Origin of the sequence: Legionella norrlandica, from assembly GCF_000770585.1 — a bacterium.
In the GTDB taxonomy this organism is placed as follows: Bacteria; Pseudomonadota; Gammaproteobacteria; order Legionellales; family Legionellaceae; genus Legionella; species Legionella norrlandica.
On the sequence record NZ_JNCF01000002.1, the window covers coordinates 115788 to 135063 of the forward strand.

A 19276-nucleotide genomic window follows, 5' to 3' on the forward strand; every position below is an offset into this window, starting at 1 on the left:
AGATGAGTAGTAATTTTAAGAGAACTGACAGAATTGCAGAGATGATTCAACGCAAGCTTGCTTTGATAATTCCTCTGGAAATAAAAGATCCTCGCTTAAAGGGATTCATTACTATTTCAGCAGTCAAAGTGACTGCTGATTTAGGCCATGCCAAAGTATACTTTACAGTTCTTAACGAAGATAAAACAGTTGTTGCCAACATATTGAATGGAGCAGCTAACTATTTGCGAAGCGCACTTGCGAGAAGCATCACCCTGCGAACTGTTCCCCAACTTCATTTTATTTATGATGAGTCAATAGAATATGGGCAACGGTTGAGCCGCTTAATTGATAAAGTCAATCCCCCCAGCTCAGATGACGACAACAGTTGAAACTCAATACTCGATAAATGGGATTCTTTTATTAAACAAACCGAAAGGAATTTCATCAAATGCTGCTCTACAGAAAGCGAAGTATTTGTTCGGAGCTAAAAAAGCAGGCCACACAGGCAGTTTAGATCCTTTAGCTACTGGCATGTTGCCTATATGTTTTGGAGAAGCAACCAAAATTTGTGAATATCTTCTGAATGCTGATAAGTGTTATGAGACAACAGGTAGGTTGGGTATAAAAACAAATACATCGGATTCTACTGGTGAGGTAATATTCTGTGCTGCAGAATGTCATGTTAATAATGCACAACTGTTGGAAGTATTAGAAAAACATAAAGGTAAAATTAAACAAATACCATCTATGTTTTCTGCTTTGAAACATAATGGGACTCCTTTATATCGATTGGCTAGAGAAGGAATAGAGATCGAGCGTAAGGCTAGAGATATCTTAATTAGCCATTTGCAATTGGAGCAATTTGATGGAGAGAGTTTTTCATTAATTGTGAAATGCAGCAAAGGAACCTATATAAGAAATTTAATAGAAGATATTGGTGACGCTCTGAATGTAGGAGCTCATATGACTAGGTTACATAGGCTTTACACTAGTGGATTTCAAAATAGCCCTATGTATTCACTAGATGAATTACAAAATATGCCACACCCCCAAAAGCTTAATTGTTTAATCCCCATGGATCAGGCAATCGATTATTTGGTACCAGTAACTCTTACGGATTCTGAAGTAATTTCAATTCGCCAAGGTAGAATACTCTCCTATAAAAGTAATGTCAGCGAGGGAGATTATGTGCGGTTGTATAATATCAAATCAGAGTTTGTTGGAATAGGTATTGTTTTAAGTCATGGTGATATTAAAGCAAAAAGATTATTGTCATTTAGCCCCTAATGTCTATGTGTTGGCAATTGAACCCTACAGTCCATTAAAACTTTTTAAGATCTTACTATCTAGGGAAAACAAGTGAAATGTCAACAGAACTTGGAAATAATTTATGAAATTTTTTAAACAAATTCCTATTCAGCACTTGTTTCATTTAGCATGCCTTGGTAGAATGTTCGCCTTTATGAAGAATACTTAGCTTAGTTCCAGGAGTAAATAATGTCGCTAAATAGCGCGGAAAAAGCAGAAATTATTAATGAATACAAACGTGGTGAGAAAGATACAGGTTCACCTGAAGTACAAGTTTCTTTAATTACTAGTCGAATTAAATATTTAACTGAGCATTTTAAAGAAAACAGAAAAGATTTCCATTCCCGACGTGGCTTACAAGAATTAGTTAATAAGCGCCGTAAGCTATTAAAATATTTGAAGCGTAATGATCAAAATCGCTATCAAACATTAATCCAAAATTTGGGATTGAGAGATTCTTATTGATTGATGAGATTTTTTGTCTCTTTTTGAAGACACATCAAATAATAAATACAGTTTAAAATAAAAGGCGCAGTTTTCTGCGCCTTTTTTTTCATTAATTTACTCGATGAGGAATAGTACGTGGCAAAAATTACAAAAGAAATAGCGTTCGGCAATCACAAGTTAGTATTGGAAACTGGTGAGGTGGCGCGACAAGCTGATGGCGCCATAATGGCTAGCATGAATGGTACACAGGTATTAGTTACTGTAGTTTGGAAAAAAGATGGTAGTGAGGGCAATGATTTTTTCCCATTGACTGTCAATTACCAAGAAAAATTCTATGCAGTTGGTAAAATTCCTGGCGGATTTAATAAACGAGAAGGAAGGCCAACTGATAATGAAACACTAATCTCACGTTTGATAGATAGACCAATTCGTCCATTATTCCCAGATAATTTTTTTAACGAAGTACAGATCATTGCTACAGTTCTATCTTTAAATCCTGAAGTATCTTCGGATATCCTTGCTATGATTGGGGCTTCGGCGGCACTAGCAATTTCGGGTGTCCCTTTCAATGGACCTATAGGTGCTGCTCGGGTAGGCTATAAAGAGGGAATTTACTTGTTAAATCCAAGTAGAAAGGAACTTGAAGAGTCTAAGCTTGATCTGGTTATTGCAGGAACAAAAGATGCTATTTTAATGGTAGAATCAGAAGCACAAGAGCTAAGTGAAGACATTATGCGTGGTGCTATGATTTATGGCCATGAAATGATGAAGGGAGTTATAAAAGCAATAGAAGAAATGGCTCGAGAGGTTGGAAAAGCCAAATTAGAATGGAAAGCTCCTGAAATAGATACTGTATTACAGGCTCGCATTGATGATATTGCCCGAAATGAAGTGGAAGAAGCCTATCTTATTAAAGACAAACAGCAACGACATCAACGTTTAGATGAACTGAGAGAACAAACTATTTCTGCTTTGCTGGTAGAAAATGATGAATTAACTACTGAAGCTATTGCAAACATGTTTGGTGAATTAGAGCGTTCTATAGTTCGCCAACGCATTCTTAATGGGGAACCGCGTATTGATGGACGCGATCACAAAACAGTCAGGCCAATTGCTATTCGCACTAAATTCTTAGAGAGAACTCATGGTTCTTGTTTGTTTACCAGAGGCGAAACCCAGGCGCTGGTCGTTGCAACTTTAGGTAATGAGCGTGATGCGCAAATATTAGATGGAATTAGTGGTGAAACGAAAGATCGATTTATGCTTCATTATAATTTCCCTCCTTATTCAGTTGGAGAAACTGGGCAAGTAGGTAGTCCTAAGCGCCGCGAAATCGGACATGGTCGTTTGGCTAAACGTGCTTTAATGGCTGTGTTACCTAATACAAGTGAATTTCCTTATGTATTACGTATCGTATCTGAGATTACTGAGTCTAATGGTTCTAGTTCTATGGCTACAGTTTGTGGAACTAGCTTGGCATTAATGGATGCTGGTGTGCCTTTAAAAGCTCCTGTTGCTGGCGTAGCTATGGGATTGATTAAGGAAGATGATCGCTATGCAGTATTGACAGATATACTAGGTGATGAAGATCATTTAGGTGATATGGATTTCAAAGTAGCAGGTACAGAGAAAGGGATCACCGCTTTACAAATGGATATTAAGATTTCCGGGATTACTAACGAAATTATGGAACAAGCTTTGGAACAAGCTTTAGAAGGCCGTCTCCATATTCTTGGTGTAATGAATAATGCTCTCTCTGAGCATAGAGGTGAATTATCCCAACATGCTCCAAGAATCTCAACTATGAAAGTAGCTGAAGATAAAATTCGTACCATCATTGGTAAAGGAGGCGCGACAATTAAAGCCCTTATTGAGAGTACAGGTGTCTCTATAGACATCGACGATTCGGGAGTAATTCAATTATTTTCCCCAGATAAGATGGCTCTGGAAGAAGCACAAAAACAAATTAAAGCACTAATTGCTGAGATTGAAGTAGGTCAGACATATCAAGGTAAAGTGAGCAAGATAGTTGACTTTGGTGCATTTATTAATTTACTTCCAGGCAAAGACGGTTTGCTGCATATTTCTCAAATATGTGTTGATAGAACACAGAAGGTGGAAGATGTACTTCAGGAAGGTCAGGATATTGAGGTATTTGTCGCGGGAATTGATAAGCAAGGCCGAGTAAAACTGGAATGGAAAAATAAACCTCTGACTGCTGAGAAGGAAGTTGATGAGGTAAAAGAAACCTCTGCTACATTTCTGACAATAGAGGAGCAACCTGAAGAAGTTAGCACTGATAGTAAGATTTCTGAAGAAGAGTAGGATGTAATCGGTCACCCCTAATATACTTCTTTGAAGTTTATTAGGGGTGACCGATTACATCGGGAGCAGGGAAAAGGTTGACTAACCTGCTAGGGATTCTACTCTACTCCCTGTTTCTATCTAATCCAGAATTTGCTTAACTGATTAAATTCAAAAACTCAATTCGGCTGCTTGGGCTATTGCGCATTTCACCAAGCATTACTGAGGTAGTCATTACGGAGTTTTGTTTTTCTACTCCGCGCATCATCATGCAAAGATGTTTTGCTTCAATAACTACTGCGACTCCACGAGCTCCAGTAATGGATTCAATGCAATGAGCAATTTCTCCAGTCAATCGTTCTTGAATTTGAAGACGTCTTGCGTAAAAGTCAACAATTCGAGCAATTTTAGATAACCCTATGACTTTTCCGTGTGGCAAATATCCAACATGACATTTCCCAAGGAAAGGCAATAAGTGATGCTCACATAATGAATACAGTTCTATGTCCTTGACAATAACCATCTCACTCATGTCAGAATCAAACAGAGCCTCATTAATGATTTCATCTAGGTTCTCATTATAGCCCTTTGTCAAATACCGCAAGGCGTTTGCTGCTCTTCCAGGAGTATCTTTTAGTCCTTCACGGGTTATGTCTTCGCCTAATTCTTTAAGTAAATTTGAGTATAATTTTTCCATAGCAAGAATTCCTAACCTGGTGGCCAAGTCATTTGACGTCCACCAAGTAAATGTAAGTGAATGTGGTAAACTTCCTGCCCGCCACCAGAATTAACATTAAAAACCAATCGATAACCTTGTTCACTTAGGCCCTCAGCGCGAGCTAAATGTTTTGCTCTGATTATAAGATTACCAAGAAGCTCATGTTCTTCATCAGACACATCATTGATGGTTGCAATATGTTTTTTAGGTATAATCAATAAATGTGTTGGTGCTTGAGGCCTAATATCGCGAAAAGCCAAGATATTATTGTCTTCGAAAACTACTGTTGCAGGGATTTCACCCTGGACAATTTTGCAAAACAAACAATTCATAGGTCATCCGCATTTTAGATTCAAAATGATATTATACCTTAGAAACTTCAAAATGCTATTTTTAGCCTATGGCTTTTTCTTCCCAAGAAATTTTTAAAGATTCACAAGAGTATGGATTATTACTTATCCTTAAAATTTCCAGAATAAGAATCAACCCCAACCCTATTTCTTTGGTTGAGTCTATTGAGAAAACTTGTCTTTGCCTTTTAATATGATTTTTCGCATAATACCCTTTTATTACTATATTTAAGGTGTGTAAATGAGTTTAATGGAGATTCCAAGCGGTCGCGATGTCCCAAATGAAATTAATGTAATCATTGAAATTCCTATGCATGGAGAGCCTGTAAAATATGAGGTTGATAAACAAACGGGGGCTTTATTCGTAGATCGATTTATGACTACTGCTATGTTTTATCCAACGAATTATGGTTATATACCTAATACCTTATCAGAAGATGGAGATCCAGTCGATGTGTTGGTTATTACTCCAGTTCCTTTAATCAGTGGGGCTGTGATTCCCTGTCGTCCAGTTGGCATGCTCAAGATGGTAGATGAATCCGGAGTAGATGCCAAGATATTAGCTGTTCCAACGTCAAAGTTAAGTAAAATGTATCAATCCGTGCAGATTTACCAAGATATTCCTCAACATTTATTATTATCTATTGAGCATTTCTTTAAGCATTATAAAGACTTAGAAGAAGGGAAATGGGTAAAAATTGAAGGTTGGGCTGGGCCAGATCAGGCTCGAGAAGAGATAATCTCTAGTGTTGCCCGGTACAAAAATAAATAAAAGAGATAAATGGCAACATACTTTAATAAGCTGAGCGCTGTGCTTATGTGCGCTCAGCATGAATCTATTTTTCTAAAATTTAAAAATTGAGGCTTCTCCTACCTACTTCAAAATAGTAGGTTCTATTGTATAATTTGATATCCCGAAAAAGCATAAGGATGCTAAGTGCCACTCCCTCTTTCAACCTTGTTAATTTTATTATTTCTTCTTATCTGTTTGTCTGCCTTTTTTTCTGGTTCAGAAATAGGAATGATGTCTATCAATAGATATAAATTGCGACATTTGGTAAAAAATAATAATAAACAAGCCATTAGAGTCAATCATATGTTGGCTAGACCTGACAAACTGTTAAGTGTGGTCTTAATTGGCAATACTCTGGCTAATATAGTAGCTTCTACTCTAGCTACTTTAATTGGACAACGATTTTACGGTGATGCCGGCGTCGCAATAGCAACTGCCTTGCTGACTATGGTGATTTTAGTTTTTGCTGAAATGACTCCTAAAATATTAGCGGCAATTTATCCCCAACAAGTAGCTTTTGCCGCCTCATTACCATTGAACATTTTAGAATGGCTCTTTTCTCCTTTAGTGCATTTTATAAGCTTCATCTCTAATGGTGTTCTGCGACTATTTGGTATATCAATAAATCGGATTCAAAAAGAAGTGTTAACAGGTGAAGAATTAAGATCGGTAGTTCACGAAGCGGGTGGTTTGATGCCAGTGGAACACAAAAGTATGCTAATTAGTTTATTAGATTTAGAACAGGCAACTGTTGAAGATATTATGGTGCCTAAGGCAGATATAGTGGGAATTGATCTGGATTTGCCTTGGGTAGAGCTTTTGGAGCAATTAGAAACAGCGCAACATACCAGGTTACCTATTTATCATAGTTCTATTGAAAATTTGGTAGGGATGATTCATGTAAGAAATGTTTTAAATTTAGCGATAGAAGATAAGCTAACTCTTGAAAACTTATTAAATAGCGCTGAAGCTCCTTACTTTATTCCCGAAGCAACTCCATTGAATATCCAAATATTAAATTTTAGGAAAATGAAAAGACGCAGTTGCTTTGTTGTGGATGAATATGGAGATATTTTAGGGCTGGTGACTATGGAAGACATTCTCGAAGAAATTGTCGGAGAATTTACAACCGATATAGCCGCCCTAAGTCGTGATATTATCCCTCAAGAAGATGGATCAGTGATTGTTGATGGGAGTATCACTATTCGTCATTTAAATCGTATGCTGAGTTGGACTTTGCCTTTGATTGGACCAAGGACTTTAAGCGGTCTGATTATTGAACATTTAGGATATATACCTCCTCCGGATTCTTGCGTAGCTATAGACAATTATCACATTGAAATTTTAAGGGTCAGTGATAATATCATTAGAGGAGTAAGGATGATTAAGGTGAATAGAAAAAGAATATAGCTGGATAGGTCAAGGAACTTATCTGATTGAGAAGTATTCTTGGTCATATTTTTTTAGTTTTTATGGATGCATTGCTATTGAGGAGTTAAGTTTATTTAATTGATTTTCAAGAGTTTTTGTCCAATCTCTTAATGATTTACAAGTTTCTATTCTATTGACTTTAAAAAATTTATTACTCAAACCAGCTTCTTTCAGCTTTGTTCGCAAGCCGTCATCTATTCCTTTTAGTATACAACGTTTAGCGCTACTGGCACAGTTGTTAAAAAGGAATGAATAGTCTTGCTTACGTTCCTCCAGCATCGCGTTTAGTATTTTGAGCTCATCCACATAATAAACGAGCCCACTTTCTTGAGTTGGCAAGATGATACTGTGCTCAGGGTGTCTGCCTTCGGTAAAATCACGATTTTTAACATATTGCTCTCTCCGAGCGGTATACTCTTTGCGAAGAAGCGCTTCTGATTTTAATTTTTCTAAATCTTTTTCATCTCTGCCGTTTATTCTAGCTTCTATTTTTTTTAATTCTTCTTCGTGATAACTGATCGCTTGTTCCACTTTATGAAGTTTTTGTTGCTCATTAATATCTTCTTTTTCTGTGTATAATTTCTCAAGCTCTTTTTTAAAAAGAGCTCTTTTCTCCAAACTGATATCTAAGTCTGAAATTTCACTATATAAATCTGTATTCTGGTTTTTTTCCCTCACAACTTCCTCTAGAGCAGATGTGCGATGTTCAATCACCATTGGTCTTAAGGAGTCTTCATTTATCATGTCGTTTTCATGAGTATTAAATGATGGCTGTGTTCCTTTGATAACTTCTTTTTTTGTTGGCTTTTTCTCTGGCCAGAAACTGTGAGGAACGATATCACTTTTTACTATTATGGGCTTTAAATGAGGAGGTTCACTATTTAAAGAGGATATCTTAGGTTCTTTGGTTGCCACCACAAGCAATGTTTTTTTAGCGTTCAGTTCTAAAGCATGATCTTCAATAAAATCAAAACTTGTTTTTGAGCGTTCATCAATTTCTATAGTGAAATTGACATGTCCTATATTTTCTCCTTCCGATCCTGACGCCAGAAGTGGCCCAAAAAATTGATGTTTAATAGGTCTCTTAAAGAGAGTAGCTGTTGATAACCAGATATTTACTTCAATCATAACTCAAATCACCAAGGTAATAACAAGCACCAAATGATCAATTATACCACATAAAAAGTAAATTAAAATCAAAATAGTCATTGCATTGTCAATATGGTTTGATCTAAATCTCTAATGATAGTGGGACATCAAAATGGACGTAGGAGAAATAAGAAAACCAAATCAAGAAAATATCATTTCATAGATGTTTACAGGAAGGTCAATGAACATGTATATTTAGACATTTTGTCTCTATTGTAGCTTTATTAGTGACTTAATTAATTGTATTGTGGCAGGGACAAAAGGGAGTGGATTATTGAAAGAAACTAAAGTAAGTATTGATTCTCTTCAAGAATCAATAGAATTAAATGTAGTCGATGCTGTCGATGAAAAAACAGTATTAGGTTTCGCAATAGCTAATAATTACAGGACATTTGATCGCCCAACTTCTATCCCAACCTCACCAAATAAGACTTCGTGGTTAAAATGCTACTTACCCTCACCTAATTGGATAACAAACTGTTTACCGTCTTCTGAGTCAATTAAAAAATATGTCCCTTCATGGTCGACCCTTGGCTATGGCAGTGCTGCTATTTTAGCAACCCTTCCTTCTCTACCCTATTGCTTCACCTCAACACCAGCATCAATTAGCAAAGAATGGTGGCTGTCAATGTCGCTAGAACACCAAGCTTTTTTGGTTGCAAGTTCTGGTATTTTTCTTATGGTAGGAACGGCAACACGATTTAAATATTTCCACTCCATGATGGATAATTTAAGAAGGATATTCGCAAATTTCTGTAGTAGTATCAGCGGATTTGCTTATAATTCATCAATCTTGTTAGTCTCTGGGATCTCAGCGACTCCTTCTGCAGCTCTTGGATATTATGGTTCAATTTGGGCTGGGAAAATTATAGCTAGTTCAGCAGCATTTTCTAATTTTATAATGACAGCTGCTCTTCGTATTGTCTTTATTCCTAATTTCATCACCAGTATGGTCAATCTAATTAATAAAGATAGACGATTTCAAAAGCAAATGCTCAGTCAGTTAAAACATCTTAAACCGGATGACCTAGAAGAGTTTAATCAAAGTCTATTAAAACAGTGTAGTGAAGAGGGAATAAATGAAGATGTAGTGAATGCAATGCTGGAAAAAATTTATAATAAAGCCTTTCAGATAGAACTGGAACATCCTGAAAAGTCACTTTTTAATCAACCATCAATGATGGAAATAACAACAGATAATCTCAAATTGCTATTCGCTACGGCTATTGGAGGTATCCTAAGTGGGGCTTTTTTCATATTCATTAGTCAATCTGGGTATAAGGGTACGGAGCTTATTTGCCAATCAATATCTCAAAATTGTGAACTCGATAATTTATCTTATATTTATAAATTAGGTATCTCCATTACTCCTGGAATTACAGCTGCCATTGTAGCTTTCATGTCAGGTTTTGAATTTGTTGAGAAAATAATCGGTTCTATATATCGGCACCTTACCCAAAAACCAAGCGATATCATAAAAGTTGTATTAATGATTGGTTGCTGTTTACTCACCGCAATGTCATTAATGAACGCAGCAAAAAGTATCGCCAGTGGACCTAATTTATTTGATCTGACAGCCAATCCAGATACTTTGGGACAACTAATTTATCTTACGCTATATATTTGGGGAAATTATGGAGTTGCCTTTGCTTTAGATATGGGCGCTTGTTCTAAACTATTGGGGCTAACTGATCATTCAGATCCCATACCGACCATGAATAATTTGATTACTTGGATGGAAAGTAATCCACTATCTCATGATACTTTAGTTGGTTTAAGACAACATGGCTTTTTTACCAAAGCCTCAGTGAATCCTGCTAAAAATGACATCCCGTTACCAGTGTTTAACGTTTAATGGTTGTTTAAGGGATGCTTCTCAATCAAGATCCTAATTCGGGCGTAGGCATTTAGTTAGATTCAAGAGAGCTGCTATTGCTGGGCTAATATGCTGTATACCTGTTTTTTTGAACTGGGGATTATATGATATAAAAAATATCGGGAATTATTGGCATTCAATTTTGATTTTTCTAAAGTAGATTCATGCAAAATAAAAGAATAAACGTTTGACAAAATAAATTTTTAAGCTAATCTATTTTTTGTGCGATGCAACATATGGAGAGTGTAATGAAACAACCCTTTTTCAGCAAAAGGATTTGGATGCTTTAATTCATTCAATCGAAAGACCAATATATGATTTACTAGAGCTCAATATTAAAACATTGCAAAATAGATCGGGTATTCCGTTCGATTTTTTAAATGTTTTAAAGCCAGAAGAAATTTTGGAAAAAAATGTGGCTATGTTGATTGAGAATGGACAAAAAGCCATGAATTATATGTTTAATGTATTTCAGATAATGGAGCATCATTGGTTTAGCATTTATAACCAGATAGGTGAACAATCGTTTGAAAAGAAAACCGTTTCTCCCATTACAAAGTCAGCTCAGTTGAGTAAATCCAAGGTAAAAAAATCAATTAAAAGTAATACTGGTGCGGCTAAAAGTCAAGCGAACGAAGTTACAAAAGTAGCTAAGCAGTCAAAGCCTAAAACCAGTAAAATAAAAGCTAAAAGTAGTAGCGAAGCAAAAACTAAGGTGAAGGCTCAAGAACAGCCAATAGTTATGCAACAACAACTGCAGAGAGCTCTATCTTCTTTAACACAAACTGCGGGAAAGCAAGAAAGTAGCGGTAACGTTAAAAACTTAAAACCAGAAATAACGGATAAAGAGTCTCAAATTAATAATAAGCCCCAATAATCCCTTCAGAGTACATTATTTGAATCTTGTTGGAATGCCAGAGTTTTGCGTCCAGTTTTTCGTTCAAGATGGGTCAAATATGGCATTCCGATGATACAGCTTGAGTAGTTATATAATAATTGGGACTTCATTTGAAACTTGCTAGGGAATAGTTAAGAACACGACTAAGGATGACCTACAAAGTAGCTTCATTTTCTTTAAGAGTTACCACACGAGCAGTAAACATATAGCCCCCATTACGAATGGTTTTAATTAATGCCGGCTTTTTCTTATCTGTTTCAATTTTTTGGCGCAAACGGCTGATTTGAACATCAATTCTTCTATCAAAAGGCGCCAAGTCAGTATTCTTGGTGATTTGTAATAAAAATTCCCTATCCAGAACTCGTTGTGGCTGTTGAGCAAAAGTGAGAAGTAAATCGTATTCACCAGCACTTAATTGCAATTCTTCATTGTTTTCTCCAAATACCTGGCGAGAGGCTGGGTAAAGCCGCCAATTGGCGAACATTAATACTTCTTTGCTATGATCTATTTTTTGCTGAGCTCTTATTACTCGTCGAGTGATGGCACCGATCCGTGCATGAAGTTCACGAGGGTATAATGGTTTCGTCATGAAATCATCTGCTCCGGCTTCTAACATTGCAATGCTAGACTCCTCATCGGGTTTATTATTAATAACGATTAATGGTACAGGGTACATATTATAAAATTGTTCAATTGTTTCTGGCTCAGCTTTTAAAATAGACCAATCAATTAAAATTGCTGTGGGCATGCCTTTTTCAACATGAATTGGGAACAATTTTTTTTGTTGAATGATGTCAAGATTAAATTTTTCAAAATAGTCCTTCAGGTCTTCACTGACAGGTTCATTATCAATAAATAGCAAATAGTGGCGTTGTGGCATCAATTTGCCCCAAAGGAAAATTATATTGCTTTAATTTTGGCAAGTTTATTAGACGGTTGCAATTATTTTTAAGTATTTTGAAGCTTCTTAATATAAAAAGAACAACAGGTATTTGGATAAAATTAGGCAATTTTCTCATTTCAATGCTATTGTTAAAGTTCGAGCTTCTGAATGATGCTTGAGGAGAAATGGATGACTCAAAATACCCCTATCTTATCAAATTGGTTTGTTACGGAGAACTATAGAGCCAAAGCACAAATTAAATATCAGCTGAAATACTTAGAAAGTCGGCTTGGTAAGTGTTTTGACCAGAAAGATGAGGATTTCTGTTTTTCAAAAGAAATACATACGCTTTGCATTACATTAGCAAATAAGTATTTGGATTATCTAAAATTATTAGATATTCATTGCGATCTTAAACATTTTCTCCCATCCGAAATGTTTACCGAGAAAAGTTGGCCAGATATATATCAAAAAATTGGACATTTAAAGCAAAAATTGTCTGTTGTGGTTGATTTAAGAGAGGAAGCTGTCATTATTGCTGAGATATCGTTTCTTTATAAACAAATTGCGATACTAAGCGAACCTGAAGAAAATAGTTCCTCTTGGGAATATTTTGATGAGCTAAGACATTTATTTAAAAAAGAAAACATTAAGTTATGGTTATCTACTGTGGTTGATGTTTGGAATCAAAAAGCTAGTTTATTTAAAGATCCTATCCCATTGTTTCGTGGGTGGGCTCTTAATGAACAACAGGAGGCTCTGAATTTTTTTTCTGAGCCTGATCTAGTGAATTTGGTCAATGCCATATTTTTCTATAAGTTATATCCAGATAAATTATTTAATGAACTGATTCATCCCGAAAAATTGGTTTCTGTGCGCATGCGTTTGGGTTTTTTACACGACTTTATTGAGCTTTTACAAAGACAATTACATAACAATGCTCTTCAATATGGATTAAATCCAGGTGTTGATTTTCTATTTCACGGTGATGAGCTTCATCAAGGAATTCTGTTCGAAGTGAATGAAGTGTACAAGGAAATAATTCAGTTAGCTATCAAGAATCTAAAAGTGCCTTATACACCTGAAAATAATGAAAAGGTGACTCTAGAACGTTTGCATGATTTAAGTCGAGCTTATAAATTTTGGTTTAACCCTAATAGATTGATAGATGCTGTAATGGTGTTACAACAAAGATTAGTCAAAGAAGGTGAATTCCAGGATGATGATTTAGCAATATTTCATCAAGAAATGCTTATTTTATTTCACCAATTAACTACAACAGAATGTATGGATCTCTATGGATATTTTGCTAATAAAGACAGTCGGTATCTACTTTATACCCTATATTCAATAACTATAGGACGTTCCTTGGATTGGTTGCCAACACTTAATGCCATTGAAAAAAATGCTATAGAAAAAGTTTATAACGCTTTGAGGTGTGTTATGGAAGCTTTGCGAGTTGAATTAAAAAATAGATGTATTACAACAGAGCCGTATGTATATGATTTGGGGAAAAAAAATGTTCAAGCTAGGCGACGTAATCGAGAAGCAGTGTTTAGAATTATTGCCATTTATGGATGCGAAACTAGAACCCTTAGTAAGTCATTAGAAAAATTATTCGGTTCTATAGAAGAAGCCTCCTCCCAATAGACAAATTGAGTATTGGAGCACGCCCTTTCTTAGTTCTGAACTTTGATCTTGGGATATCCGGAAGATTATTGGATTGGGTAAATCAATTTTTTACCATAGAATTGCTGAAGCTGCTTTTTAAGTTTTTCTGCGGGGCTTGATTTGGCAAAATCACTTTCTAAATTATCAATCCATTGGCTAGTTGAGAGGTTTAGGATGACAGGGATGTAGGTATTTTCATCAGGATATAGGCTAAAATCCAATCTCCGCTGATCACGCCGTATAACTTTTGATTATTTACATTAATTAATTCATTTGGTTTCAGCTCAAGTTCACCAGTTTCAGGATTAACTTGGTATATTTTTTTCCCCAATTTAATGGCCTTTTCTTTAGTAAAATCTTGATTGGGATACATCCCGCTTTCTATAAAAAAGGTACGATCAGGCAGTGAGTTATGAGGATTGAGTATGGTTGACAGTAGTGAAATACCATCCATTTTTTGCTGATTTGGAGCATTTAGGAAATTGAGGATAGTTGGAGCCAAATCAAATAATGCTACTTTTGTTTTTATTTTACTAGCTTTTGTTAACAATACTCCTTTCTTATAAATGTTAAATGCGAGGAGACTATGATATTGCATTGGGCTTAATATATCAGATCCATGACCTGCACTTTTATCCAATTCTGTTGCGGTTTTTGTTTTAAAATATTCTGCAAGTCTACTAGTTAAAGGGCTTTGATAGTTTTGGTAGCTAGTTAATCTGGTGTTTGGATAATAAAGTACTTCCCCATGATCACTTAATATAATAAGCATGCTGTTTTTAAAATAATTATGCTTTTGCAGATAAGAGAAAAGGGCCTTAAATTGATGATCAACGGTTTTCAGTGCTTGTTGGTAGAGTGCATCGCGTTTGCTTAAGCTAAATTCATTATTTACTTGTTCGGGTGATGAAGCTGCCCACGCATAAGGCCAATGTGGAGAGCAAAATGCACTGCAAGAAAAACAGGGAAATTTTGTTCCAGAGAGAGTTCTCTTTCTAATTCTCGTGTAAAAGTTTCGGGGTAGTACAATATGTAGCTGGCTCTATTATTGTAATTATAAGGGAATAGCCAAAAACTAATTCGAAAATTGATGAGTAGATTTCCGAGAGGAAAATCATTATAAGAGCCTAACATGACATCGTTAACCCCCGTTTTAGGACCAATAATTTTTTTAAATCCAAAATCTTTATCGATACTATTAAAGCGTCTGTCGTCGGTAGCGTATATTGTAGTATATCCTAATTTATTTAATTCCCACACAATACTGTCTTGGCTTTTAACTTGCTTTCGCTCTACTAAATTTTCTTCAGCGAGGTGATTTTTGGGGTATAGACCGGTTAGGATAGAACTCCACGCCGGGTAGGTTCTAGCTAATGGACTAATTGTATTGGTAAAGCGAAAGCTATTAGCTAATAAGTGATTAAGAAAAGGCATACTTTTAGCCGTTATACTTTCCGGGCTTAGGCTATCTATTCCCAAGATAATGATATTGGGCCGATGACCCGGACTTTGGTTTGGGGTAGAGTTGAAATAATGACTTAGTACTGTCACTCCAATAACGAGAGGAAGTATTATTGATAATAGGCGAATGCTATACCAGTAAAAGCAGCAGTTCAGTAATAAAATCACCAAGCAAGATAAAGAAAAATAAAGCAATACTAAAAAAATAAATCCAGGAATTGGTGGTGAAAACAATTTGCTGTAAATACTAAGAGGGAAATAATAAGCATTGGCGCTTAATATAAAGCAAGCAAATAAAGCCCAAATGATCGTTTGCCATTGCTCAACAGAAAAAAAATAATGCCAGGGTCGATTTAACACACCGATAAGCATTATAGCTTGAATAAAAGAGAGAAGGACGTATAGGCCAAATTGAATACCTATCGTTCCAATAATTTCTAAATATATTCGCCATGGAAGCTTAATAGAGGTGATTAAACTTTCTGCATGTGAATAGAGGAGAAGTAATTGTAAGCAAAAGAAACAAAAATTAAATAATAAAAACTGCCAAAAATAAGAATAAATAGGGCGATTTTGTTTCATGACTCAGTATCTGCAGGACAATTAATGTGCCAGTTATAAATATAACTATCAATAGTATTGATATGTTTTAATTGGCTACGCAAAGGTTCTTTAGCAAATTGTAATAAGTGTTTAATCACGTATTTTTTTGTCCCACCGAAATCTTCTTCATACCAATCATATAACTTAGAAACAATTAATTTTCCTTCAATGACCCCCGCTCCTCTGAGTGAGTTAATATATTTGGAGGCCGCGTTATTAAGTTGTTGCTCAATTTGCGCACCTTGGTAGGCTTGCTGACTAAGGTTGGGGGCCCCTATCGTTGCGTTATTTAATGCATAATGGGTTCTAGGGTCATTCCAAATTGGGCGAATGATTCTGTTATTTATGTCATCTAAAGATAAACTGGTGTCTTTAACCGTAATAATATTCGCACCCCAAGGTCCAACGCTAAATAAACCAGGGGAAATATTAATTTCCTGAATGTTAGCAATAGGATGATAGTTTGCGACTGTTAGTACTGTAAGGGCGTTATATAAATTGATCCAATAAGCGAGTTGTTCTTTGCGATTATAATTATCTATATCAATTTGCGATAAAGTTTTTATATATTCTTTTAGTGAGGTTAAGTCCTTTTCGCTTATGTTGGCATAATCAACCAAATTGATGTCTTCATTGTTAGTGATTACATGGTGATCAAGGAAATCTTGCCATACCTGATGAGAAATGGATTGTTCAGACAGAGGATTATTTACTAACCATTTAGGCCATAAACTTCTATGGAAAGAAGCATGAGCTAGACTTGTTATCAAGCATAGCGATAATATCAATATTTTTTTTCTGACTAGGATAGATCTGAATATAGGTTTAAACATTAATTACTGCTCTATTCCTGAGGGCACTACTTATTGTATTCCCATCTAAAAACTCTAATTCCCCTCCTGAAGGAATCCCGTGTGCTAATTGACTAATGTTGATTGCTTCATCCTTTAGTAATTGATGGATAAAATGAATCGTAGTTTGACCTTCAACACTAGGACTTAAGGCCAAGATAACTTCCTGAATTTTTTCTTGCAGAATGAGCTCTTTTAGCTTGGGTAGTCCTATATCGTCTGGCCCCAAGCCGTCAAGAGGAGAAATTTTCCCCATTAAGACGAAATACTTCCCTTGGAAGGCATTACTTTGTTCTATTGCAAAAACATCGGATGGACTTTCTACTACACACAGTAATGAAGAATCGCGTATAGGACTCTGACAAAGAGCACATAGAGTTTGCTCAGTATAATTATTACACCGTTGGCAATGTCTGATGTGTTTCATTGCATGTTCTAAACAGGAAGCGAGGTGTAAACCTCGCTGTCTTTGGTGTTGTAATAAATGAAACACCATTCTTTGTGCCGATTTTGGTCCTACACCTGGAAGACAGCGGAGCGCTTCTACCAAGCGATTTAGAGTATCCATAACTAGGCTTACTCTCCTTGATCACCCATTAAATCAGTTGGAATATTAAGGCCAGCAGTTAGTTGGCTAATTTTTTCTTTTGATGCTTTCTCAATTTTACGAACGGCATCATTAACTGCGGCAGCAATTAAATCTTCTAGCATTTCGACATCTTCATCCATTAGGGTTGGTTTGATTTTAACTTCTGTTATATCATGACGTCCATTCATTTTAACGGTAACCATTCCACCGCCAGCTTCGCCACTTACTACTAATTGGCTTAATTGTTGTTGCGCTTCTTGCATGCGTTGTTGCATTTTTTGCGCTTCTTTCATTAAATTGCCTAAATTTTGATTGATATCCATTACAGCCTCGTTAATTTTATAAAGTTTAGTTACTCAGAGATATTATAAGTCATCTTTTAACAGGACAATAGAATTTTTGACCAATTCCGCCGAAAATTCTTGTTGTAGTTGTTGAAAGACTGGGTCATTACGTAAGGCAATCTCTGCATCCTCTTGTTTTCTCTGGGTTGCTTTTTCTTTTTGTTGTGCTGGAGATGTCTTTACAGCATTCTTACTATCTAAAATAATTTTTATGGGACTTTTATAATAATTAGTCAGTGCTGTTTCAATTCGGTTAATCGTTGTTGGAGCAAATAAAGACAAGTGTCCTTTATCGACGCCCAGTGTAATTTCTCGTCCTTCTTTACCTAAAAATTCTGCATTCTCTACAGCGTTGAGTGCCAAACCAGACAATTTTAATTGTGGCACTATACTTGCCCAGTTGATTGATTCGGAGGGGCTAGAATTTTTTTCCCTATCAAGTAATATGGGCAGGGGAGTTTCAGATTTATCAGGTTTCTTTTCGAATTCTTCAGTGGCGAGTATTTTCACCGAAGCGATGTTCGAATCCTCGTGTACTGAGGACGACATGTTATCCTCACGCTTCATTTCCTCCGGCTTATCCTCCTTTCCGGTAGGTTTACCAAAAGCATTAGATGTTGATTCAATTATAGTGTTATTTTGCTCAAATGCTAATGGAGGTCTTGGTGCAAGAGATGCTGGTTTAAAAGTATGCATGCGAAGCATTGTCATATTAAAACCAATTGCTAGCGTAGGGGCAAGATGAATTTCTTCACGTCCTTTTATACCTATCTGATAAAATAGTTGAGTATCTTCTGCTGAGAATTCTTTGGCTAATTCTTTAATTTCAGGAGCAGGATTAATTAAAGGGTTGCTATCAGCAATGCATTGATAAATAGTAATTTGATGTAGGTAATTAAGTATTTCATCAAGAACGTATTGAAAATGTCCTCCCTCAATAATAATTTGCTGACTTAACGTCAGCATAGCTGGGGCATCTTGTCTAGCTAGTGCTTGCAATAAAAGTAATGCGTAATCTTGTTGAGTGTATCCCAAGATCATTTTTACGCTACTAGCCAGCAATTTTGTTTCACAGCTGGTAATGGCCTGATCTAATAAGCTTAATGCATCACGCATGCTTCCGCGGGCAGCTTGAGCTAAAATATCTACAGCTTGAGTTTCAAAGTCTAATTGTTCTTCATTAAGGATTAATTGCAGCTGCTGGCTTATTAACTCAAGGGGCAAATGTTTTAGGCTGAATTGCAGACATCGAGATAAGACAGTAACAGGTAGTTTTTGTGGATCGGTCGTAGCTAGAATAAATTTTATATGCGGCGGCGGCTCTTCCAAAGTTTTTAACAACGCATTAAAGCTATGTTGAGACAGCATATGCACTTCATCGATTAAATAAATTTTAAAGCGGCCACTTGTTGGGGCATATTGAACGTTATCAAGTAGGTCCCGTGTATCTTCAACTCGGGTTTTCGAGGCGCCATCTATTTCAATAAGATCAATAAAGCGTCCCTGTTCAATTGCAATGCATGTATCACATTGAAGACATGGTTCTGAAGTAACTCCTTTTTCGCAATTAAGTGCTTTGGCTAAGATGCGGGCAATACTAGTCTTTCCGACACCACGG

General features: G+C 36.1%; 17 protein-coding genes and 1 pseudogene. 9 read left to right on the plus strand and 9 right to left on the minus strand.

Features of this window, described 5'->3' with window-relative positions; translation table 11 throughout:
* The first annotated feature begins 2 nt into the window (after positions 1–2).
* From rbfA to pnp, 4 genes are all read left to right on the plus strand, one after another.
* Positions 3–371 (plus strand): 30S ribosome-binding factor RbfA, encoded by a 369-nt coding sequence (gene rbfA / locus OK13_RS01085; RefSeq protein ID WP_035886731.1) that lies wholly within the window; start codon positions 3–5, stop codon positions 369–371.
* Positions 355–1269, plus strand: coding sequence for a tRNA pseudouridine(55) synthase TruB (gene truB / locus OK13_RS01090; RefSeq protein ID WP_035886733.1), 915 nt, complete (start codon positions 355–357; stop codon positions 1267–1269). The genes rbfA and truB overlap by 17 nt, the downstream gene beginning before the upstream one ends.
* A gap of 210 nt (positions 1270–1479) precedes the next feature.
* A complete protein-coding gene (gene rpsO / locus OK13_RS01095; protein WP_035886735.1) occupies positions 1480–1755 on the plus strand; it encodes a 30S ribosomal protein S15 in 276 nt (91 codons plus the stop codon).
* 117 nt (positions 1756–1872) lie between these two features.
* Positions 1873–4062 carry a polyribonucleotide nucleotidyltransferase gene (pnp, locus tag OK13_RS01100; RefSeq protein ID WP_035886736.1) on the plus strand — a complete coding sequence of 730 codons (2190 nt, stop codon included), beginning with the start codon at positions 1873–1875 and terminating at the stop codon, positions 4060–4062.
* A 136-nt stretch (positions 4063–4198) separates the two neighbouring features.
* On the opposite strand, the gene folE is transcribed toward pnp, so the two are convergent.
* Both folE and OK13_RS01110 read right to left on the minus strand, forming a co-directional pair.
* The gene (gene folE / locus OK13_RS01105; protein ID WP_035886738.1) at positions 4199–4738 is read right to left on the minus strand and encodes a GTP cyclohydrolase I FolE; all 540 of its coding nucleotides are present in this window, start codon (positions 4736–4738) and stop codon (positions 4199–4201) included.
* An 11-nt stretch (positions 4739–4749) separates the two neighbouring features.
* On the minus strand, positions 4750–5091 hold the full coding sequence (locus OK13_RS01110; RefSeq protein WP_035886740.1) for a histidine triad nucleotide-binding protein: 342 nt from the start codon (positions 5089–5091) through the stop codon (positions 4750–4752).
* 259 nt (positions 5092–5350) lie between these two features.
* Between OK13_RS01110 and ppa the strand changes: the two genes are divergently transcribed.
* Entirely contained in the window at positions 5351–5881 is a 531-nt protein-coding gene (ppa, locus tag OK13_RS01115) for an inorganic diphosphatase (protein ID WP_035886743.1), read from the plus strand.
* A gap of 165 nt (positions 5882–6046) precedes the next feature.
* On the plus strand, positions 6047–7312 hold the full coding sequence (locus OK13_RS01120) for an HlyC/CorC family transporter (RefSeq protein ID WP_035886745.1): 1266 nt from the start codon (positions 6047–6049) through the stop codon (positions 7310–7312).
* 60 nt (positions 7313–7372) lie between these two features.
* Here OK13_RS01120 and OK13_RS01125 read toward each other — a convergent pair whose 3' ends face one another.
* Positions 7373–8461: a hypothetical protein gene (locus OK13_RS01125; RefSeq protein WP_035886747.1), complete on the minus strand. Its 1089-nt coding sequence runs from the start codon at positions 8459–8461 to the stop codon at positions 7373–7375.
* A 295-nt stretch (positions 8462–8756) separates the two neighbouring features.
* Here OK13_RS01125 and OK13_RS13795 point away from each other — a divergent pair, with 295 nt between their 5' ends.
* Together OK13_RS13795 and OK13_RS13800 are read left to right on the plus strand one after the other, a co-directional pair.
* Positions 8757–10337: a hypothetical protein gene (locus tag OK13_RS13795; protein ID WP_052117509.1), complete on the plus strand. Its 1581-nt coding sequence runs from the start codon at positions 8757–8759 to the stop codon at positions 10335–10337.
* A gap of 298 nt (positions 10338–10635) precedes the next feature.
* Positions 10636–11235 carry a hypothetical protein gene (locus tag OK13_RS13800; RefSeq protein WP_052117510.1) on the plus strand — a complete coding sequence of 200 codons (600 nt, stop codon included), beginning with the start codon at positions 10636–10638 and terminating at the stop codon, positions 11233–11235.
* Positions 11236–11410: 175 nt separating this feature from the next.
* On the opposite strand, the gene OK13_RS01140 is transcribed toward OK13_RS13800, so the two are convergent.
* Positions 11411–12136, minus strand: a complete 726-nt coding sequence (locus tag OK13_RS01140; RefSeq protein ID WP_035886749.1) for a winged helix-turn-helix domain-containing protein — start codon at positions 12134–12136, stop codon at positions 11411–11413.
* 192 nt (positions 12137–12328) lie between these two features.
* Between OK13_RS01140 and OK13_RS01145 the strand changes: the two genes are divergently transcribed.
* On the plus strand, positions 12329–13789 hold the full coding sequence (locus OK13_RS01145; RefSeq protein ID WP_035886757.1) for a hypothetical protein: 1461 nt from the start codon (positions 12329–12331) through the stop codon (positions 13787–13789).
* A 190-nt stretch (positions 13790–13979) separates the two neighbouring features.
* Here the strand turns inward: OK13_RS01145 and OK13_RS16125 are convergent.
* The 5 genes and pseudogenes from OK13_RS16125 to dnaX all read right to left on the minus strand — a co-directional run.
* Positions 13980–15853 (minus strand): annotated as a pseudogene (locus OK13_RS16125) (sulfatase-like hydrolase/transferase).
* Positions 15850–16707, minus strand: coding sequence for a DUF547 domain-containing protein (locus tag OK13_RS01155; RefSeq protein ID WP_035886760.1), 858 nt, complete (start codon positions 16705–16707; stop codon positions 15850–15852). The pseudogene OK13_RS16125 and the gene OK13_RS01155 overlap by 4 nt, the downstream one beginning before the upstream one ends.
* Entirely contained in the window at positions 16700–17293 is a 594-nt protein-coding gene (gene recR, locus OK13_RS01160; protein WP_035886764.1) for a recombination mediator RecR, read from the minus strand. Before recR ends, OK13_RS01155 begins: the two co-directional genes overlap by 8 nt.
* Before the next feature lie 8 nt (positions 17294–17301).
* Positions 17302–17637 carry a YbaB/EbfC family nucleoid-associated protein gene (locus OK13_RS01165; protein WP_035886769.1) on the minus strand — a complete coding sequence of 112 codons (336 nt, stop codon included), beginning with the start codon at positions 17635–17637 and terminating at the stop codon, positions 17302–17304.
* A gap of 42 nt (positions 17638–17679) precedes the next feature.
* Positions 17680–19276, minus strand: a 1597-nt coding sequence (gene dnaX / locus OK13_RS01170) for a DNA polymerase III subunit gamma/tau (RefSeq protein ID WP_035886776.1), incomplete at its 5' end; no start/stop codon positions are given.